The sequence below is a fragment of the Devosia sp. ZW T5_3 genome (genome assembly GCF_044987315.1).
Taxonomy (GTDB): domain Bacteria; phylum Pseudomonadota; class Alphaproteobacteria; order Rhizobiales; family Devosiaceae; genus Devosia.
Genome location: NZ_JBJDRE010000017.1, coordinates 35,078 through 55,780 on the forward strand (window position 1 = coordinate 35,078; position 20,703 = coordinate 55,780).

19 protein-coding genes are annotated in these 20,703 nt (G+C 63.2%); 18 read left to right on the plus strand and 1 reads right to left on the minus strand.

Annotated features, from left to right (window positions below; all coding sequences use genetic code 11):
- Positions 1–22: 22 nt before the first annotated feature.
- From ACI3KW_RS19040 to ACI3KW_RS19090, 11 genes are all read left to right on the plus strand, one after another.
- The gene (locus tag ACI3KW_RS19040; RefSeq protein ID WP_404849398.1) at positions 23–1,051 is read left to right on the plus strand and encodes a GntR family transcriptional regulator; all 1,029 of its coding nucleotides are present in this window, start codon (positions 23–25) and stop codon (positions 1,049–1,051) included.
- Positions 1,052–1,091: 40 nt separating this feature from the next.
- Complete coding sequence (locus tag ACI3KW_RS19045) at positions 1,092–2,630, plus strand: ABC transporter substrate-binding protein (protein WP_404849399.1); 1,539 nt, start codon at positions 1,092–1,094, stop codon at positions 2,628–2,630.
- 70 nt (positions 2,631–2,700) lie between these two features.
- On the plus strand, positions 2,701–3,885 hold the full coding sequence (locus tag ACI3KW_RS19050; RefSeq protein WP_404849400.1) for a M24 family metallopeptidase: 1,185 nt from the start codon (positions 2,701–2,703) through the stop codon (positions 3,883–3,885).
- Complete coding sequence (locus ACI3KW_RS19055; protein WP_404849401.1) at positions 3,882–4,862, plus strand: ABC transporter permease; 981 nt, start codon at positions 3,882–3,884, stop codon at positions 4,860–4,862. Before ACI3KW_RS19050 ends, ACI3KW_RS19055 begins: the two co-directional genes overlap by 4 nt.
- 5 nt (positions 4,863–4,867) lie before the next feature.
- Positions 4,868–5,713: an ABC transporter permease gene (locus ACI3KW_RS19060; protein ID WP_404849402.1), complete on the plus strand. Its 846-nt coding sequence runs from the start codon at positions 4,868–4,870 to the stop codon at positions 5,711–5,713.
- Between the two features lie 16 nt (positions 5,714–5,729).
- Positions 5,730–6,674, plus strand: a complete 945-nt coding sequence (locus ACI3KW_RS19065; protein ID WP_404849403.1) for a succinylglutamate desuccinylase/aspartoacylase family protein — start codon at positions 5,730–5,732, stop codon at positions 6,672–6,674.
- A 54-nt stretch (positions 6,675–6,728) separates the two neighbouring features.
- Positions 6,729–7,733, plus strand: a complete 1,005-nt coding sequence (locus ACI3KW_RS19070; protein ID WP_404849404.1) for an ABC transporter ATP-binding protein — start codon at positions 6,729–6,731, stop codon at positions 7,731–7,733.
- A complete protein-coding gene (locus tag ACI3KW_RS19075; RefSeq protein ID WP_404849405.1) occupies positions 7,723–8,697 on the plus strand; it encodes an ABC transporter ATP-binding protein in 975 nt (324 codons plus the stop codon). The genes ACI3KW_RS19070 and ACI3KW_RS19075 overlap by 11 nt, the downstream gene beginning before the upstream one ends.
- Before the next feature lie 225 nt (positions 8,698–8,922).
- Complete coding sequence (locus tag ACI3KW_RS19080) at positions 8,923–10,158, plus strand: amidohydrolase family protein (protein ID WP_404849406.1); 1,236 nt, start codon at positions 8,923–8,925, stop codon at positions 10,156–10,158.
- Between the two features lie 54 nt (positions 10,159–10,212).
- A complete protein-coding gene (locus tag ACI3KW_RS19085) occupies positions 10,213–10,593 on the plus strand; it encodes a CidA/LrgA family protein (protein WP_113121752.1) in 381 nt (126 codons plus the stop codon).
- On the plus strand, positions 10,590–11,309 hold the full coding sequence (locus ACI3KW_RS19090) for an LrgB family protein (protein WP_404849407.1): 720 nt from the start codon (positions 10,590–10,592) through the stop codon (positions 11,307–11,309). Before ACI3KW_RS19085 ends, ACI3KW_RS19090 begins: the two co-directional genes overlap by 4 nt.
- On the opposite strand, the gene ACI3KW_RS19095 is transcribed toward ACI3KW_RS19090, so the two are convergent.
- Complete coding sequence (locus tag ACI3KW_RS19095; protein ID WP_404849408.1) at positions 11,306–12,142, minus strand: helix-turn-helix domain-containing protein; 837 nt, start codon at positions 12,140–12,142, stop codon at positions 11,306–11,308. The genes ACI3KW_RS19090 and ACI3KW_RS19095 overlap by 4 nt on opposite strands.
- Before the next feature lie 254 nt (positions 12,143–12,396).
- On the opposite strand from ACI3KW_RS19095, the gene ACI3KW_RS19100 reads away from it, so the two are divergent.
- The 7 genes from ACI3KW_RS19100 (at position 12,397) to ACI3KW_RS19130 (ending at position 20,696) form a co-directional block, all read left to right on the plus strand.
- Positions 12,397–13,701, plus strand: a complete 1,305-nt coding sequence (locus ACI3KW_RS19100; RefSeq protein WP_404849409.1) for an ABC transporter substrate-binding protein — start codon at positions 12,397–12,399, stop codon at positions 13,699–13,701.
- Between the two features lie 76 nt (positions 13,702–13,777).
- Positions 13,778–14,707, plus strand: coding sequence for a carbohydrate ABC transporter permease (locus ACI3KW_RS19105; RefSeq protein WP_404849410.1), 930 nt, complete (start codon positions 13,778–13,780; stop codon positions 14,705–14,707).
- Positions 14,704–15,585, plus strand: a complete 882-nt coding sequence (locus ACI3KW_RS19110; RefSeq protein ID WP_113121757.1) for a carbohydrate ABC transporter permease — start codon at positions 14,704–14,706, stop codon at positions 15,583–15,585. The genes ACI3KW_RS19105 and ACI3KW_RS19110 overlap by 4 nt, the downstream gene beginning before the upstream one ends.
- Positions 15,586–15,603: 18 nt before the next feature.
- Complete coding sequence (locus ACI3KW_RS19115; RefSeq protein ID WP_404849411.1) at positions 15,604–16,566, plus strand: dihydrodipicolinate synthase family protein; 963 nt, start codon at positions 15,604–15,606, stop codon at positions 16,564–16,566.
- Positions 16,566–17,627, plus strand: a complete 1,062-nt coding sequence (locus tag ACI3KW_RS19120; RefSeq protein WP_404849412.1) for an ABC transporter ATP-binding protein — start codon at positions 16,566–16,568, stop codon at positions 17,625–17,627. Before ACI3KW_RS19115 ends, ACI3KW_RS19120 begins: the two co-directional genes overlap by 1 nt.
- A gap of 29 nt (positions 17,628–17,656) precedes the next feature.
- On the plus strand, positions 17,657–18,682 hold the full coding sequence (locus ACI3KW_RS19125) for an aldo/keto reductase (RefSeq protein ID WP_404849413.1): 1,026 nt from the start codon (positions 17,657–17,659) through the stop codon (positions 18,680–18,682).
- A gap of 448 nt (positions 18,683–19,130) precedes the next feature.
- Positions 19,131–20,696 carry a TIGR04028 family ABC transporter substrate-binding protein gene (locus ACI3KW_RS19130; protein ID WP_404849453.1) on the plus strand — a complete coding sequence of 522 codons (1,566 nt, stop codon included), beginning with the start codon at positions 19,131–19,133 and terminating at the stop codon, positions 20,694–20,696.
- Positions 20,697–20,703 lie beyond the last annotated feature (7 nt).

Genomic DNA, 20,703 nt, shown 5'->3' on the forward strand with positions numbered 1-20,703 from the left:
GTGTACTGAACTGGTAGCACACATGTTCCCCATAGACGCATCCAGCATTGATAAGTCGCTGCCCGTTCCCGTCGGCACGCAGCTGCATGGGCTGCTGAGCTACACGCTGGCCTTTGGCGACATGGCCTATGGCACCAAGCTCCCCTCGGTGCGCCAGCTCGCCGCCGAGCTGGGCATTGCGCCCATGACGGTCAGCCAGGTCTATCAGCAGCTGCGCGATGCGGGCCTCATCGAGATGCGCCAGGGCCTGGGCGCCTTCACCGTGCGCGATCCGCGCCTGGCGGTGGATGACACCCAGCCCATCAATGCCCTGCGCGGCGATATCGAGGCCATTGTCGGCCGGGCCGAGGCGCTCGGCGTCTCCACCATGGAGCTGGTCTCCATGATCAATGCCCAGGCCCAGCTGCGCCGCCCCTCGGTTGGGCTCTCCATGGTGTTCGTCTGCATTTTCGAGGGGCCGGGCCGCGACTATGTCGAGCAGATCCGCCCCGCGCTCAGCGCCAATGACAGCATGCAGCTGGTCACGCTCGAAAGCCTGCGCCAGCCCGGCGCCGAGCGCGACGCCTGCCGCCACGCCGATCTGGTGATCACCTTCCCCCATCGCGAGGCCGAAGTGCGCAGCCTCGCCGGCATCGAGCATGTGCTGGCCCTGCGCTTCATCCCGTCCCAGCACACACGGCAAAACCTGGCCGGGCTCGATCCGCGCACGCGGGTCGCCGCCGTGACCCACTTCCAGGAATACATCGCCATCATGCGCCCCAGCGTGCGCGAATTTGCCCCGCACGTCTCCGATATCCGCGTCACCTGGTCGTCCTCGCCCGACCTCAAGGAGGTCATCGCCGGCTGCGACGCGGTGATCTACGCCTCGGGCGCCGACCATGTCGCCGATCTGGTGCGGCCCAATGTGCGCTGTTTCGAATATCGCCACGCGCCCGATCCGGGGGCGCTGGAAAACACGCTCGCGCCGCATCTTGCCGAACTCCGGCAGCGGCGGATCGCCAGGGAAGTGGGGCATGAGGCTGCTGTCGTCGAGGGAATGACACCAGCCTGAAACAGCCTCCAAAAGACTTCATGCAAAGGGAAAACAGGGAATGAAACGCTTTCTTTTGACCACCAGCGCCATCGTGGCGCTCAGCTTCATGCCGGTGCACATGGCCATGGCGCAGGATGCCCAGACCGTCGTCGTCGGCACCGATGTCGATGCCGGCACGCTCGATCCGCGCCTCACCCGCGACACCACCGCCTCGCGCACCGCCGACCTGATCTATTCGGGCCTCGTCCACATTACCCCGGCGCTGGAACCGGTACCGGATCTGGCCGAAAGCTGGGAAAATCCCGATCCGCAGACCTTCATCTTCAAGCTGCGCCCGGACCTGAAATTCTCCGACGGCAGCCCACTGACCGCCGATGACGTGGTGTTCACCTATACCACCCTGATCGATCCCGATTTCAACGCGCCGGCCCGCGCGCTCTATACCCCGATCACTGCCGTCGAGGCCGTCGATCCGCTCACCGTCAAGTTCACCCTCAGCGCCCCCTATGCGCCGCTACTGAGCTATCTCGATGTCGGCATCGTGCCCAAGGCCCTGGTCGAAGGGGGCGCTGATCTCGCGCTCAATCCGGTTGGCGCCGGCCCGATGAAGCTCGTGTCGTGGAACCGCGGCAGCGAAATCACGCTCGAGGCCAATGCCAATTATTGGCGCGGCGCTCCGAAAATCGAAAACGTCACCATCAAGATCATCGGCGACAATTCGGCCCGCGCCCAGGCGTTTGAAGCCGGCGATCTTGACGTCATCCAGTCCCCGCTCTCCCCGCAGGATATCGAGCGCCTCAAGGCCGATGACCGCTTCGGCAATGTCATCACCGCCGGCCTTGGCGTGAACTACCTCAACTTCAACACCAAGGACCCGCTGCTGGCCGACCCCAAGATGCGCCAGGCATTCGCCATGCTGGTGGATCAGGAAACCATCGTCAACGACATCTACCAGGGCGTCGATCAGGTCGCGCACTCGATCATCCTGCCCTCGTCCTGGGCCTATTCCGACACCATTTCGCAGCCGACCTTCAACATCGAAGGCGCCGTTGCCCTGTTCAACGAACTGGGCTGGACCGACAGCAATGGCGATGGCGTGCTCGACAAGGACGGTGCCGATCTGGCCGTGACGCTGGCGACCCACAGCGAAGACCCCAATCGCGTCCAGACCGTGGAATATATGCAGGCCATCTTTGAATCGGCCGGCGTCAAGGCGACCGCGCAGATTTCCGATTGGCCATCCTTCTCGACCAATTACGTGCAGAAGAGCATGCACCAGATCGCACTGCTCGGCTGGCTCAATATCGTCGATCCCGATCGGCTGATGTTCGCCCAGCTCACCACGGGCGGCTCGACCAATTGGGGCGGCTATTCCAACCCCGAAGTCGATACCCTGCTGCAGGACGGCCGCTCGACCCTCGATCAGGCCGAACGCGTCAAGGATTACCAGGCCGCAGCCACGATCCTGGCGCAGGATCTGCCCTATTACATCGTCTCGGCCCAGGGCTACCAGATGTTCTATTCCAAGGACATTCCGGTGAGTGTGCAGGCCACTCCGCGCGGCAATCTGCGTGGCCTTATCGGTTTCACCGACTGATTTCCTGACGACTGCGGCCGGCATCTGCCCGATGTCGGCCGGCTTTTTTCCAAAGTTCATGAGACGATAGATGGCGTTCCACCAGGTCCTCGGACACGACTATTATGCCAAGGTTCACGCCGATATCCGCAAGCGCATGGCCGCTGCGGGCATCGACCTGCTGCTGCTCGATTCCAACGATGACGTGATCTACACCACCGGCTTCTCGCACTACACCACCGAGCGCCCGGTGGTCTTTGCCATCAGCCATGACGGCGCCTGGCTGCTGCTGCCCAAGCTCGAAGAGAGCCATGCGGCGCATCAGAATATCGCCGCCGAACCCATCGTCTATTTCGAATTCCCCGGCATTGACCGCCCCTTTGACGTGCTCGGTCGCGCCTTCCCCGACATGACCGGCGTCGTCGCCTATAGCCACGCCATTTCGCTCGCCCGCGTCAGCCAGATCGAGGCCGCTTTCCCCAATGCCAGCCGCGTCGTGCCGGCCAATATCGTCCAGCAGATGCGGCTGATCAAATATCCCGAGGAAATCGTGCTGCACCGCGAGGCTGCGCGGATTTCCGATGAGATGGTGGTGGCCGGCGTCGGCCTGATTGCCGAGGCCATGGCCTCGGGCGGCACGCTGCCCAGCGAGATCGAAATCGAATCCTTCGTCTCGCGCCACGCCATGAAGATCATGTATGAAGAACATGCCGATCTGATGCTGGTGCAGGGGCTGGCCAGTGGGCTCGTCTATTCCGGCGCCCGCTCGGCTTTTCCCCATGGCATGCCCACCGGCAATCCGGTCAAACGGGGCGAAAGCATCATTCTCTCGCTCGGTTGCCGCGTCGGTGGCCGAGCCGCCGAAAGCGAACGCACGCTGTTCATCGGCGAACCCAGCAAGATGCAGCTCGACCACTACGCCGTAGCCTACGAAGCCCAGCGCATGGCCACCGCCGCGCTGATCGCCGGCCACACCTGCGCCTCTGCGGATAATCTGGCCCTGGCCTTCATCCGCGACAGCGGCATGTCCGATTATCTGCTGCACCGCGTCGGCCACGGCATGGGCGTCATGTTCCATGAATCGCCCTGGGTCGAAGCCGGCGACGAAACCATTCTCGAGCCCGGGATGATCACCTCGAGCGAGCCGGCAATCTTTGTGCCCGGCTTTGCGGGCTACCGCATTGCCGACACCGTGCTGATCACCGCCGAAGGTCCCGACAGCATGACCCATTACCCCCGCAAGATCGACAACGTCGTGATCGGCTCGACCTCATGATCGCCTATATCGTCCGCCGGCTATTGCTGCTCATCCCCATGGCCATCGGCATGGTCGTGGTGACATTCGGCCTGCTGCTGCTCATCCCAGGCGACCCGGCGGCCGTCCTGCTCGGACAAGACGCGACGCCCGAAGCCATCCTCAATCTGCGCAATGCGCTGGGCCTCAACGATCCCTGGTATATCCGCCTCTGGGACTATTTCGCCGCGCTCCTGCATGGCGATATGGGCACCTCGATCTTCCAGAACCAGCCCGTGGCCGAAATCATCGCCGGCCGGCTCGGCGCCACCATCGAACTGGCCGTGGTGTCGCTGGTCCTCGCCACGTTGATCGGGCTGACGCTGGGCGTGCTGGCGGCCATCCGCCAGGGCTCGTTCATCGATACGGCCACCATGCTCTTCGCCCAGCTCGGCGTTTCCATGCCGGTCTATTGGCTGGGTCTGCTGCTCATGCTGCTGTTCGCCGTGCAACTCGGCTGGCTCCCCGCTATCGGCCGCGGCGTGCCGCTGCATGAAGCCCTGTTTGCCGCGCTCACGGGCCGCCCGCAGGTGCTCTGGGATTCGATCAGCCATATCGCCTTGCCGGCGCTGGCTTTGGCCGCCAATTCGGCCGCCATCATTTCCCGGCTGGTGCGCGCCTCCATGCTCGAAGTGCTGCGCGAGGATTTCGTGCGCACCGCCTATGCCAAGGGCCTGCGCCGGGGCAGGGTGGTCGTCCGCCACGCCCTACGCAATGCCCTGCTGCCCGTGCTCAGCGTCATCGGCCTGCGCTTTGGCGCCCTGCTCGGTGGCGCGGTGCTGACCGAATCCATCTTTGCCTGGCCGGGCCTGGGCCAGCTCACCATCGCGGCCATTTCGCAGCGCGATCTGCCGCTCATTCAGGGCATCGTTCTGACCTTCGCCATCGTCTTCGCGCTGGTCAATCTGGTGGTCGATCTCCTCTATGCCGCGGTCGATCCGCGCATCCGCCTCGGGTGACCACCATGCGTTTGCCAAAAGCCTTCCAGAATACCTCGCTCATGGTCGGGGCCGCGATTTCTCTCGCCATCATCCTCTGCGCCATCTTCGCGCCCTATGTGGCCACCCATGGCGTCGAACAGATGGACATGCGCAACCGCTTTGCCCTGCCCACGGCGCAGCACCTGCTCGGCACCGACAATTTCGGCCGCGATCTGTGGTCGCGCATGGTGTTCGGCGCCCGTATCTCGCTGACCATCGCCATCATCTCGGTGGTCTGCTCGGCCGCCATCGGCACCGTGGTTGGCCTCGTCGCCGGCTATTTCGGCGGCTGGGTCGACCAGCTCCTGATGCGCATCACCGATATCTTCCTCGGCTTCCCCGCCATCGTGCTGGCGCTGGCCATCGTCGCCGTGCTCGGGCCGGGCGTGCTCAACGTATCCTTCGCCATCATCGTCGTAGCCTGGACCGAATATGCCCGCGTCGTCCGCTCGACCACCTTGGTCCTGCGCGAGCAAAACTACGTGCAGGCCGCCCGCGCGCTCGGGGCCAGCCCCATCCGCATCATCTTCAAGGAAGTTCTGCCCAATGCGCTGGGCCCGATCATCGTGCTCGCCTCGCTCGGCCTGGGCACCGCCATTATCTCGGAATCCGCGCTGAGCTTTCTCGGCTTCGGCCTCCCGCCGCCCACCCCCACCTGGGGCTGGACGCTGTCCTACGGCACCAAATTCATGCGCGATGCGCCGTGGCTCTCCATCATTTCGGGCGCGACCATCATGGTCACCGTGCTCGGTTTCAACCTCCTGGGCGATGGGCTCAGGGATGTTCTCGATCCTCGCCAGCTGTCGCGCGGCGGGGCCAAGACCAAATAACTAAAGGAATAATCGAATGGTAAAGTCCATCAACCAGCTTCGTCCCAAGTTCACCACCAATGCCGATGGCAGCGATGCCGTATTGTTCGTGCATGAACTGGTGGGCGAAGAAGATGGCCCCACCATCGGCATCTCGGCATCGATCCATGGCAATGAGAATACCGGCTCGCAGGCAATTCTCGAACTCTTCCACATCCTCAAGACCATGCCGCTCAAGGGCCGCATTCTGTTGCTGCCGGTTGCCAATCCATCGGCCTTCGCGGTCAATGAGCGCTTTGCCACCATCGACAAGGTCGATCTCAATCGCCAATTCCCCGGCAGCCCCAAGGGCACCTATAGCCAGCAGCTCGCTTATGCGCTGACCGAGCACTATTTCAACGTCATCGACGTCCATATCGACCTGCATAGCGGCACCGATCGCCCCACGGTCGATTACGTCTATATCTGGAATGACGAGCAGCTTTCGCGTGCCTTCGGCTCCAAGCTCCTCTACCGCCCGGTCGAGAACAAGCAGGGCACCGTCTTCGGCGGCACCACCAAATCGGTCACCCTCGACAAGCGCAACATTCCGGTTTCCGTCATCGAGCTGGGCGGCGGCATTCTCGATCAGACCCCCTACATCAAGCGCACCGTCGATGGCGTCCTCAATATGCTGCGCACCAAGGGCGTCATCCCCGGTACGCCCTGGGAAAATCCCAAGCAGATCGTGGTCAATGAACTGGCCGGCATCCGCCCCAGCCAGGGCGGCTGGCTCGAGCCGCTTTGCCCCGCCAATGGCGAGGTCATCAAGGCCGGCCAGCTGCTCGGTCGCGTCGTCAGCCCCTACAATTTCGAAGTGCTCGAAGAGATCCCCACCCCGTTCGCCAACGGCGTGATGATCATGCAGCACCTCACGCGCAACCTCGTCCAATCGGGCGACTACGGCTTCATGGTGGGCAATCTCGAAGGCGCCACCGACTGATACCAGATCGGCGATGCGGTACGCCGCATCGCCTAATGCAAGGAAACGACAACGATGAGTGTCCTCCCACACGCTTCCCAGGCGCCAGTGCTCCAAGTCACCGATCTTGAAATCGAGATCCGTGGTGCCAATGGTTCATTCGCTGTCGTTTCCGACATGAACCTCTCGGTGCGGGCAGGGGAAACCCTGTGCATCGTGGGGGAGAGTGGCTGCGGCAAGTCGATGACTGCCCTCTCGCTGCTGCGGCTATTGCCGGAGGCGGCCCAGGTCGCCTCCGGCAAGATTTTGATCGATGGCGTGGATTTCCTCGCCATGAACCAGCGTCAGGTCGAGGATTTTCGTGGCGAGCAGATCGCCATGATCTTCCAGGAGCCGCTGACCGCGCTCAATCCCGTGCTCAAGATCGGCGAGCAGATCGCCGAAGCGGTGCGCCAGCACCGCAAATGCAGCCATAAACAGGCCCGCGCCCGCGCCATCGAAGCCCTGCAACTGGTGCAAATGCCCGATCCCGAACGCCGCGCCGGCCAATACCCGCATGAGCTGTCCGGCGGCATGCGCCAGCGCGCCATGATTGCTTTGGCACTGTCCTGCGATCCCAAGATCATCATTGCCGACGAGCCGACCACCGCGCTCGACGTGACCATTCAAGCCCAGATTTTGGGCCTGATCTCCGATCTGCAAAAGCGCCTGGGCACCGCGCAAATCCTCATCACCCACGATCTGGGTGTGGTGTCCGAAGTCGCCGACCGGGTCATCGTGATGTATGCCGGCCGCAAGGTCGAAGAAGCCAGCATTTACGATCTCTTCGACCGCCCCTTCCACCCCTATACAATCGGGCTGATGGGCGCCGTGCCACGTGCCGGCGCCTCCAGCGAAGCCGGCGACCGCCTGGCCGATATTTCCGGCACGGTGCCTCCGCTTTGGGACCTGCCCAAGGGCTGCGCCTTTGCCCCGCGCTGCCCCAATGCCTCGGCGCGCTGCCTTTCCGAGCGCCCGCCATTCGAAGAAAAACGCCCCGGTCACTGGGCCGCCTGCTGGGAGCACGACGATGCAGCCTGATCAAACCCCCTTGCTCAGCGTCGATAATCTGCAAGTCCATTTCCCCATAAGGGCCGGCGTCTTGCAGCGCCAGGTCGGCGCGGTCAAAGCCGTGGATGGCGTCAGCTTCACCCTGGCGCGCGGCGAAACGCTCAGCCTTGTGGGCGAAAGCGGCTGCGGCAAATCTACCACCGGCCTTGCGCTGATGGGCCTCGTCAAACCGACCGGCGGGCAGGTCAATTTCGACGGCCAGGAAATCCGCAGCTTCAATCGCGCCGCGCTCAAATCCTATCGCCGCCGCATGCAGATCGTGTTTCAGGACCCGTTCTCGTCGCTCAATCCGCGCCAGCGCGTGCGCGACATCATTCGCGCCCCGCTCGACATCCACAATGTCGGCACCAAGGCCGAACGCACCGCCCGGGTTGCCGAACTGATGCAGCGCGTCGGCCTGCGCCCCGACCAGGCCGACAATTTCGCCCATCAATTCTCCGGCGGCCAGCGCCAGCGCATCGGCATCGCCCGTGCGCTCGCGCTCAATCCCGACGTCATCGTTTGCGACGAGCCCGTTTCGGCTCTCGACGTGTCGGTGCAGGCGCAAATCCTCAACCTCTTGAGCGATCTGCAGCGCGATCTGGGCGTGTCCTATCTCGCCGTCTCGCACGATCTGGGCGTGGTGGAATATATCTCCCACCGCGTCGCCGTGATGTATCTGGGCCGCATTGTCGAGATCGCCCCCAAGACCAAAATCTTCGCCAATCCGACCCATCCCTATACCGAGCTATTGATGCGCTCGGCGCCCTCGCACGATCCGCGCAAGCGCCACCAGTTCAGCGCCACCAATGACGATATCCCCAGCGCCACCCGCAAACCCTCCGGCTGCGCCTTCCACACCCGCTGCCCACTGGCCACGGAAGTGTGCAAGACCGCCGATCCCGAATTGACTGCCCGCGACGATGGCCGTTTCGTCGCCTGCCACCACCGTTAGCTTGTTGCGATGTTCAGCCTTTCTGATTGCGGGCGAGCCCCGATCCGCCTCCCTCCCCCTTGAGGGGAGGGATTGAGGGTGGGGGTGTCGGACTATCCTCCGACATAGAGTTTGTAGAGACTCCGACACCCCCACCCTAGCCCTCCCCTCAAGGGGGAGGGGATTGGATCGGGGCTCACCTTCGCAATTCGCAAACGTAACCAAAATCAACTCAAAGGACCGGTCATGACCCAGAACTATCTCTTCACCGGCGGCCGTGTCCTTGATGCGGAGCAGGGCGTGCTGCGCGACGGCCTCGACGTGCTGGTGACCGGCGACCGCATCGCCGCCATCGGCACGGGCCTCACCACCCCCGCCAACACCGTGGAAATCCCCCTGGGCGGCCGCACCATCATGCCTGGCCTGATCGATTGCCACGTCCATGTCGTGGCCGAAACGCTCGACCTCTGGGCCAATATGACCGCCCCATCCTCGCTCGCCGCCCTGCGCGCGGCCCGCGTGATGAACGAGGCCCTGCGCCGCGGCTTCACCACTTTGCGCGATCTGGGCGGCGCCGATTATGGCCTGGTCCGCGCGGTCAATGAGGGCCTGATCCCCGGACCCCGCCTCGTCATCTGCGGCAAGGGCCTGACCACCACTGGCGGCCACGCCGATCTGCGCTCGCGCACCGACGACCGGCCTGGCATCTTCTCCGATCGGTTGGGCTCGATGGGCCTCATCGTCGATGGCGTCGACAATGTCCGCGCCGCCTGCCGCACCATGATCAAGGAGGGCGCCAATTTCATCAAGGTCATGGCCAATGGCGGCGTGTCCTCGCCCAATGACCCGATCCATTCCATCCAATATTCCCGCGAGGAAATCCTCGCCATGGTGGAAGAGGCCGACAATGCCGGGCTCTATGTCTCGGCCCATGTCTATACCGACAAGGCCATCCGCCGCTGCGTCGAGCTGGGCGTGCATTCGCTCGAACATTGCAACCTGATCGAGCCCGAAACCGCCAAGCTCGCCGCCGAAAACGGCTGCATCGCCGTGCCCACGCTCGTCGCCTATGACGCGCTGGCGCTCGAAGGCGAAGCGCTCGGCCTCGGCGCCGCCGAATTCGCCAAGATCGAGGTGGTCCGCAGCGGTGGCCTCCGCTCGCTTGAAGTCATGCGCGACGCCGGCCTGCCCATGGCCTTCGGCTCCGACCTTTTGGGCCAGCTCCGCAAATATCACTGCATGGAATTCGAAATCCTCGCCAAGGTGCTCACCCCGGCCGAAATCATCCGCTCCGCCACCATGATCGGCGCAAAACTCTGCCGCCTCGAAGGCGAAGCCGGCATCATAGCCCCCGGCGCCTCCGCCGATCTGCTGGTCATCAACGGCAACCCCCTCAGCGATATCGGGCTCCTCCAAGGCGACGGCGCCCACATGTCCGCCATCATGTCCCGCGGCACCTTCGCCAAGAACCTGCTGCATTAGCTCTCCAAGCCCGGGCCTCCGTGCTAGCTTTCGGCACCTGAAAGGGAGTCGCCCATGCTCTTCGGACTATTCATCCTGCTGGCCTGCCAACTCGCCGGCGAAATCATCGCGCGGGGCCTGGGCCTGCCCATTCCCGGCCCCGTTATCGGCATCGTCCTGCTCCTCGCCCTGCTCGCCATTCAGGGCTGGCGCCAGGGCGCCGCCTCCGCCGAAACCGGCCCCGTCGCCAAGTCCGCCGATGGCCTGCTCGCCAATCTGGGCCTGGTCTTCATCCCAGCCGGCGTCGGCATTTCCCAGAATTACCAATTGGTCTTCGACAATGGCCTGGCCCTAGTCGCCGCGCTCGTCGTCTCCACCGTGCTGACCCTCATCGTCACCGTCGCCGTCTTCCGCTTCGTCAGCCGCCTGCTGCCGGCCAAGGAGACCCAGCCATGACCAATCCGAATTTCGACCTCTGGGTCTATCTCGCCGCCAGCCCCTTGCTCTGGCTCACCCTCACCATCGGGGTCTTCCTCGCCGCCCAATGGATCGCCAAGCGCAGCGGCTACCACCCAGTGGTCAATCCCGTGCTGATCACCATCGTCGTGGTCGTCCTGGTCCTGCGCCTGACCGGCACCAGCTACGACACCTATTTCGACGGCGCCCAATTCATCCACTTCATCCTCGGCCCCGCAACCGTCGCCCTGGCCGTGCCCCTCTATCGCAGCCGCCAATTGGTCAAAGCCAAGGCCCTGCCGATCCTGGCGTCCCTCGCCATCGGCGCCCCCTTCGCCATGCTCTCGGCCACCGGCATCGCGATAGCGCTCGGCGCCGCCCCCGCCATTGTCCTGGCGCTGGTCCCCAAATCGGTCACTGCGGGCATTGCCGTGGGCATCGCCGGCCAGATCGGGGGCGAACCAGCGCTCACCGCCGTCCTCGTCATCGCCACCGGCATATTGGGCGCCGTAATCGTCACCCCGCTGATGAACGCCCTCAAAATCACCGACTACGCCGCAAGAGGCTTCGCCGCCGGCCTGACCTCCCACGGCATCGGCACCGCCCGCGCCTTCCAGGTCAATTCCGTCGCCGGCACCTTTGCCGGCCTCGCCATGGCGCTCAACGGCCTGGCCACAGCCTTCCTCGCCCCGCTGATCTTCGGCTTTTTCAGCTAGGCGACCAGCGAACTCCCCAGCGTCCGTTCGCGCCGGAAATCCGACGCGGATTGCCCGGTGACCTTGCGGAACGATTGGCTGAAGGCGCTGAGCGAGCCAAACCCGCTCTCCATCGCCACATCGAGAATGGTCAGATCATCCTCCATCAGCAGCGACTGCGCATAGCTCAGCCGCAGCAGGGTGATGTACTCATTGAGCGTCATCCCGGTGGATTTCTTGAACACGCTCATCGCGTATTTGGGATGGATTTCGACGAACGACGCCACATCGGCCGAGCCGATATCATCGCGGAAATTCTCGGTGATATAGGCGCAGATATCGATGACATTGCGGAAGGAATGCGGATCGAGCGGTTCGCCCGCGCTGGCCCCGCCGCCCTCGGCATCGACCAGTCGATAGGGCTCGAAATTGATGCGGTTGATCCGCATCAGCAATTCGTCGATCGCATGCTCGCGCCGCATCGGATCGTCGCCGCGCATATAGAGCGTCAGCCGGCGGAACGTCTCCTCATCGGCATGTCCCTCCTGCCGCGTTACCACCGTGGCGCCTCGCGTCAGCCGATGCATCAGGTCCGCCGCCAGCCGCAGGCGGAAGAAATGCACCAGCGGCAGGTGAATGGCGATGAGTTCGGTCCCCGGCTCGAAATGGATGGCCTGATGCGGCTGCCCGCCCCAGAAAATGCAGAGATCGCCCCCGATCAGATCCACCGTATGGCTGGCCATGCGATAAGTCATCGCGCCCGAATAGATGAAGTTGATTTCGACCTGTGCATGCCAATGCGGAAACGGCATATCGCAGGAGGTGTTGGCGGCGGCAACCAGGCTCGTAGGCACCCGTTCAAGCTCATGGGTGAGCTGCGTCCACGCCCTTTTCTGCTGCGTCTTACCATTCCACAATTGCTTATTCCCATCCAAAGAGACGGCTTCATTTCCCTGCTCTAGGTTAGGGACAGCCTGAAACGAGCGCAAACAAAAAGCTGAGCCGGGCAGGGGGATAACCTCGCCGCGCCAGATGCCTGCGCCGTTCCGGTCTGCACCGAACACGATACGAGGGCCGCTCCATGGCGGCTGCTTCGGAGGAGAGATTCATGACACTTCCAACCGGCGTCCGCGCCGCGCGAAACCTGCTTGCCGCCAGCCTGGGCGCTGTGCTGCTCGCCACTCCGGCCCTGTCCCAGGACAAGGTCGAGCTGACCTATTGGAACTGGGCGCCCCATATCGACGAAGTCATCGCCATCTGGAACGAGCAGAACCCGGACATTCACGTCACGGTCAGCCGTGCCGCCGGCGCCAATGAAATCGTCCAGAAACTGTCGGCCGCCCACACCGCAGGCAATCCGCCCGATGTGACCAATGTCACCTATGGCGATCTGCCGGCGCTGATCGTCAATGGGCTGGTTGCCGACATCACGCCAGAAATGGCGCCGCTGAAAGACCAGATCACCCCGGTTGCCTGGAATCTCGTCACCTTCGATGGCACCACCTGGGCCACCCCGCAGGGCACCTCGCCCATGTATTTCTTCTACCGCAAGGACCTGCTGGCCGAGCTCAATATCGAGCCGCCCAAAACCTGGGAAGAATTCGGGGAAGCGGCCAAGGCGGTGCGCGCCGCCGACCCCACCAAATACCTCACCCAGTTCTCCACCGGCGATGCCGGCACCATGGCCGCACTCACCCACCAGGTCGGCGCCAAATGGTGGTCGCTCGAGGGCGATCAGTGGACCGTTGATATCAATGGCCCCGAGGCCAAGAAGGTCGCCTCCTTCTGGCAGGATCTGGTCACCACTGACGCTGTCTCCGGCATGCAGGCTTTCAGCCCCGAATGGGGTGCCGCCATCGCCAATGGCAGCATTATCGGCATTATCAGCGCCGTCTGGGCGCCGCCGCTGATCCAGAACCTGGCGCCCGATACACTGGGCGATTGGGCCGCCATTCCCCTGCCGCGTTGGAGCGAAGGCGTTGGCGCCCAATATTCCGGCGGCGTCACCGGCGGCAGCGCCACGGCCGTCTCCGCGCTGACCAAGCATCCCGAAGAGGCCAAGAAATTCGCCATCTGGATCACCAATAATGAAGAGGCGCTGGCCGCCTATGTACGCCTGATGAACATCTGGCCAGCCAATCTTGCGGCCCGCAAGCTGCCCCAGCTGCAGGAAGCGCCTGCCTTCATCCCTGATGAAAAGAACTTCTATCAACTGGCCGGCGAGATCGACGCGGCTACTCCCACCGTCTCCTGGGGCCCCAATCGCGGCATTGCGTTCGACGCCTATGTCAACGCCATGGGCGAGGCCGTGCAGAACAAGTCCAGCTTCGCCGACGTGCTCGACGTGGTCCAGAAGGTCACCTTCGATGACATGAAGAACCAGGGCTACAACGTGGTCCAAGCGGCTCACTGATCCAATGTTTCCTCCCGGAAAGGGCGGGGCGCCTCGGCGCTCCGCTCCTCCGGGCGGTTTGCCGGAAGTTTAAGTCATGACGACACCGAAAACCCCTGCCAAGCGGCGCTATCGCGCCGTCCATCCGCTGGCGCCCTGGCTGTTTGTCGGCCCGGCCATCATCCTGTCGCTGACCATGATCGTCGCGCCCTTCATCTATTCCATCCTGCAGAGCTTGCGGGGCATCAAGGTTGCCGGTGGCGGGCTGGGGCGGCGCGAGGAGACCTTTGTCGGTTTCGCCAATTACGTGACGGCGGCGTTCAATCCCGAGCTTTGGGCCGGCTTTGGCCGCATGCTCTGGCTGGGCGTCATCACCATTCCCATCACGCTGGGCCTGGCGCTGCTGTTTGCCCTGCTGCTCGATACGCCACGCGTGCGGCTGGCGCGGTTTTCGCGCATTTCCATCTTCCTGCCCTTCGCCGTGCCGGGCGTTATCGCCTCGCTGATGTGGGGCTTCATGTATCTGCCCGGTGTCAGCCCGTTCCGCGAATTGGCGGCCAATCTGGGCCTGCCACAGCCCAATTTCTTCACCCGCGACAGCGTGTTCTGGTCCATCGCCAATATCAATATCTGGGGCGGTGTCGGCTTCAACATGGTCATTCTCTACACCGCCCTGCGTGGCATCGGCTCCGAGCTGTATGATGCGGCCCGCGTTGATGGCTGCAATGAGTGGCAGATCGCCCGCGACATCAAATTGCCGCTGCTACTGCCCGCGCTGGTGCTGACAGGCCTGTTCTCGCTGATCGGCACCATCCAGACCTTCTCCGAGCCCACGACCTTGGCGCCGCTCACCGATGCCCTGTCCTCCACCTGGGTGCCGATGATGCTGGTCTATCGCGACACCTTCGTCGCGCAGAACGTCTATGGCGGGGCGGCTTCGGCCATGCTCATCGCCCTGATCACCATCGTGTCGTCCGTGGTCCTGTTCTGGATAACGCGCCGCCGCAGCGCCGGAGGCATGGCATGACCGTGGATATCACCACCGCCCGCCAGCGGGCGCGCAGCCATCACCGCCGCATTGCCTGGCTGCCCACCATTATCCTGTTCATCGGGGCGCTCTATTGCCTCATGCCGCTTTATTGGCTGGTGGCGGCGACGAGCAAATATCCCGGCGAACTCTTCGCATTGCCCTCCTTCATGCCGGGCTTTAGCGGCGGCTTCATCGACAATATTGTCGGCCTCTCCAATTATCGTGGCGGTCGGTATTGGCTCTGGACCTTCAATTCGCTGCTCTTTGCCGTGGGCGGCGCCTCGCTCTCCACCATCGTCTCGGCGGCGGCGGGCTATGGTCTCGCCAAATACAACTTCGCCGGCAAGAATGTAGTCTTCGCCTTCCTGCTCGGCGCCGTGCTGATCCCCGGCGTCGTGCTGGCCGTGCCGCAATACCTGCTGATGAGCAAGATCGGGCTGGCCGGCACCTATTGGGCCGTGCTGATCCCCTCCATCCTCTCTCCGCTCGGCATCTATCTCTGTCGCATCTATGCCAATGCCGTCGTGCATGACGAATTGCTCGAAGCCGGGCGCGTCGATGGCGCCAGCGAAGGCCGCATCTTCTTCTCCATTGGCCTCGCCCCAATGATCCCCGGCCTCATCACCGTCTTCCTGCTGCAGTTCATCGGCATCTGGAACAACTTCCTGTTGCCCTTCCTGATGCTGTCCGATGAGCGCCTCTTCCCGCTGACTGTGGGGCTCTACACCATGCTCAATGCCGGCACCGAACAGCCGGGGATGTACACCTTCATCATCACCGGCGCCTTCCTCTCCATTCTTCCACTCGTCGCCCTGTTCCTGCTGTTGCAGCGCTATTGGCGGCTCGATCTCATCTCCGGCTCCGTCAAGGGCTGACGCATAAGGAAAACTGCCATGTCCAATTCCAAAGACCTCATCCCCAACGGCGCCTGGCCGGTCATGCTCACCCCCTTCAATATCGATCGCTCGATCGATTGGGCGGGCGTCGATGCACTGGTCGACTATTACGCGACCGCAAAGGTCGCCGGCATTTTCACCGTCTGCCTGTCGAGCGAAATCTACCAGATGAACCCCGAGGAGCGGGTGGAACTGGCAACCCGCGTGGTCAAGCGTGCCGATGGCCGCGTGCCGGTCATCGCCTCCGCCGTGGCGGGCTCGGCACCGTCCGAACAGGCTGACGCCGTCAAGGCCATTGCCGATACGGGCGTTACCGCCGTGGTGCTGCTGCCCTGCCTGATTGCTGATGAAGGCGAAACCAACGCCGTCTGGCGCGGCCGCGTCGAGCAGGTGCTGGCCCAGACCGGCGACATTCCGCTGGGCTTTTACGAATGCCCGCGCCCGTATAAGCGCGGCGTTGCCCCCGACGACCTGGGCTGGGCCGCCAGCACCGGCCGCGTGCTGTTCCACAAGGACACCTGCCACAATCTCGATCTGATGAAGCTCAAGCTCGCCGCCACCAAAGGCTCGGGTCTCAAATTCTTCAACACCCAGATGGGCACCCTGATCGATACGCTCGAGGCCGGCGGACACGGCTTTTCCAGCTACGCCGCCAACCTGTACCCAGAGCTGGTGCAATGGGTCTCGATCAACTTTGACAAGGATCGCGCCACCGCCCTCAAAATCCAGCAATTGCTGGCCATTGCCGAACACTCGATCAATTCGAAATATCCCGCCTCCGCCAAATACTTCGTCAGCCAGAACGCGGGCGTCGACATCGCCACCACCTGCCGCTCCATCTATGACAGCCTTGGCCGCCACGACCAACTGCCGCTGCTGGCACTGATCGACTACGTTAGGAGTCTCGACCTGCCGATCGAGATCGTCTCGATGGGCAATGCATCATCGAGGGCCGCATAATGGCGTCGGTCACACTGAACGGCCTCAAAAAGAGCTTCGGCAACGTCCCGGTCATCCATGGCCTGGACCTCACCATTGCCGATGGCGCTTTCGTCGCCCTGGTCGGCCCGTCCGGCTGCGGCAAGTCCACTCTGCTCCGCATGATCGCCGGCCTCGAAGAATTGACCGACGGCGAAATCCTCTTCGGCGACCAGCCGGTGGATCACCTCAGCCCGCGCGACCGCAACATCGCCATGGTGTTCCAGTCCTACGCGCTCTACCCGCATATGACCGTGGCGCAGAACATGGCGTTCAACCTCAAGATCGCCGGTGTCCCCGCCGCCGAGCGCGACAGGCGCGTTGCCGATGCCGCACGCCTGCTCGAACTCACCGACCTGCTGAACCGCCGCCCCGCCCACCTCTCCGGCGGCCAGCGCCAGCGCGTCGCCATGGGCCGCGCCGTGGTGCGCGATCCGGCGGTGTTCCTGTTCGACGAACCGCTCTCCAATCTCGATGCCAAGCTGCGCGTGCAGATGCGCACCGAGATCAAGGGCCTGCACGCCAAGATCAAGCGCACTTCGATCTATGTCACCCACGACCAGGTCGAGGCCATGACCCTGGCCGACACCGTCGTCGTGCTCAACAAGGGCCGCATCGAACAGGCCGGCGCGCCGATGGACCTCTACCGCACCCCGGCCAATCTCTTCGTCGCCGGCTTCATCGGCTCGCCCTCGATGAACTTCGTCACCGCCGACATCGTCGACGGTTCCGCAGCCAAACTGCCCTCCGGCGACGTACTCAAGCTCGATCCCGCCGTGGCCGTAACCACCGGCGAACGCGTAACCCTCGGCCTGCGCCCGGAAAACTTCATCCCGGGCGACGCCAACAATCCCCTGCACGGCAAAATCCGCCTGGTGGAGCGCACCGGGGCGCAAACGCATCTGGTGGTGGATATGGCCGGGCAGGACTTGACCGTCATCGTCGATGGCGGGATCGATGTCAGCCCCGGCATGGACTTCACGGCGTCGGTGGCGCCTGCGCTCATCCACGTTTTCGACATGGCCACCGGCGCCCGCCGCTGAGCTGAACTTCACTTCTGACTGGACATTCCATGACCTACAGCGCCGCTTCCGGCCGTTACGAAACCATGCAATATCGCCATGCCGGCCGCTCGGGGCTCAAGCTCCCCGTCATCAGCCTGGGCCTGTGGCAGAATTTCGGCGGCACCCGCGACTACCCATCCGCCTTCGAAATCCTGGGTGCCGCCTTCGATGCTGGCATCACCCATTTCGATCTTGCCAACAATTACGGCCCCCCTCCCGGCTCGGCCGAGGAGCTGTTTGGCCTGGTCATGGCCCGCGATTTCCGCCCCTATCGCGATGAAATCATCGTCTCCTCCAAGGCCGGCTACAATATGTGGGAAGGCCCCTATGGCGAATGGGGCAGCCGCAAAAACCTGATCGCCAGCTGCGATCAGAGCCTGAAACGCCTCGGCCTCGACTACCTCGATATCTTCTATTCCCACCGCTTCGATCCCAATACCCCGCTCGAGGAAACCATGGGCGCGCTCGCCCATATCGTGGCCCAGGGCAAGGCGCTCTATGTCGGCATTTCCAACTATCCGGTCGAAGAAACGCGCGAGGCTCACGCCATCCTCAAGTCGCTGGGCGTGCCCTGCATCCTGCACCAGCCCAGCTATTCCATGCTCAACCGCTGGATCGAGAACGACCACACCATCGATGCCTGCGGCGAGCTCGGCATCGGCATGATCGCCTTTTCGCCCCTGGCGCAGGGCATCCTCTCGGGCAAATACAATACCGGCGACACCGAAGGCGCCCGTGGCACCTCCAACAATCCCTTCCTCAAGGCGGCCAATATCCGCCCGGAAACGCTTGAGGCCGTCGGCAAACTCGCCACCATCGCCAAGGCCCGCGGCCAGAGCCTGCCGCAGCTCGCGCTCGCCTGGGTCCTCCGCCGCAAGGAGATGACCTCCGCGCTGATCGGTGTGCGCACACTGGCCCAACTGCACGACAATCTGGGCGCCCTGCAACAGCTCGATTTCTCCGCCGACGAGCTGGCCGCCATCGAAGCCGCCACCACCAGCGGCATGATGGACGGCAAGCCCCGCTGGAAGTAGTCAGCGGACAGAGAACCCCAATGCCATCCCCCTCCCCCTTGAGGGGAGGGGTTAGGGGTGGGGGTGCTGCGGTCTCCCAACGCTCGATATTGGTTTGAAACCTCAGCACCCCCACCCTCAATCCCTCCCCTCAAGGGGGAGGGAGGCGGACCGAGGCTCCCATGCCCAAGCCGGCCCCTGGGGACGGCTCATTCTTTCCACACGACGAAGAATTTCTAACAGCGCCCCGAGCGGCGCATCGGCTTTGCCGTCTTCCTTCTCAATATAGCCTACCAATTTAATAGACATTATTGAGTTCGAGCCGGATCGGAATAGCATTTTGGACAGAGCGGGAGGCGAGCCCTCCACTGGTTGAAAGGAACCTGCTGTGTCACGAATTTTACTTCCGAGCGCGAGGCGTTTTGCTGGCGCAGCTCTTTCGGCCCTGCTGCTGGTCGGCGTCTCGAGCATGGCGCTGCATGCCCAGGAAACCCCGGTGCAGGGTGGCACGCTGGTCTATCTCGAGCAGCAGGCCCACACCAATCTTTACCCGCCAGCTGGCGGTTTTTACCCCAATAGCGGCATTCTCAACCAGATCACCGACAAGCTGACTTGGCAGAACCCCGAAACCCTCAAGAACGAACCCTGGCTGGCCGAAAGCTGGGAGATCAATGCCGACGCCACTGAATACACATTCAAGCTGCGTCCCGGCGTCACCTTCTCCGATGGCACCCCGCTCGACGCTGCCGCCGTGGCCAAGAATTTCGACACGTTCGGCCTGGGCAATAAGGAACTGGGCTACCCGGTTTCCGAGGTCATCACCAATTACGACCACAGCGAAGTCATCGACCCGCTGACCGTCAAATTCGTCTTCAAGGCACCCGCTCCCGGTTTCCTGCAGGGTACCTCAGTGATCGGCTCGGGCCTCGTGTCCCCCGCCACGCTCGATTTGCCCTTCAACGAATTGGGCGACGCCACCAAGATCATCGGCTCGGGCGCCTTCGTGGTCGAAAGCGAAACCCTCGGCCAAAGCCTCAACCTCAAGGCCCGCGAAGACTATGCCTGGGGCCCCAAGAGCTTCGAGCATCAGGGCCGCGCCTATCTCGACGCCATCCAATATATCATCACCCCCGAAGACAGCGTCCGCATCGGCGCGCTGCTCGCCGGCCAGGCCGATTTCATCCGCCAGATTCAGGCCTATGACGAACCCCAGGTCGAGGCGCAGGGCTATCTGATCCACTCCGCGCCAACGCGCGGCGTCAACAACAATGCGGTGTTCCGTCCCGACAATCCGCTGGTCGCCGATATCCGCGTCCGCCAGGCCCTGACCGCCGCGACCAATACCGACGAGATCGTCTCGACGCTGTTCTCTTCGCATTACCCCAAGGCTACCTCGGTCATAGCCTCGACCGCTTTGGGTTATGTCGATCTCTCCGCCAAGCTCGCTTATGACCCCGAAAAGGCCAAGGCGCTGCTCGATGAAGCCGGCTGGGTCGTGGGCGCCGATGGCATCCGCGAAAAGGATGGCAAGAAGCTCGAACTCAACGTCTATGAATCGCTGCCCCAGCCGCAGAACCGCGCCACCTTCCAGCTGGTCAGCCAGCAATGGGCGCAGGTCGGCGTCAAGCTCAACGTGCTGGCGGGCGATGCCGGCAGCGCCACCACCGACCAGCTCGATCCGCTCGAGACTCCGATCCGTTCTGCCATGGTCGGCCGCGCCGATCCGGACGTGATCAAGTCCAATTTCTACCCGACCAATCGCGATGCCCTGCTGCAAAAGGGCGGGCTCAATCCCAACGCACAGTTTGTCGATGAAGATCTCAACAAGCTGCTGCTGGCCATCGCCTCCGAGCCCGACAATGCCAAGCGGCTCGAATTGGCCGGCGAGGCACAGGTCTACCTGCTCGATCAGGCCTATGTGATCCCGTTCTTTGAAGAACCACAGGTCTTCGCCGGCGCGCCTTACGTGCATGGCATCAGCTTTGACGCGGTGGCGCGTCCCAGCTTCTACAACACCTGGCTCGCTCCTCGCTAGCCAGCGT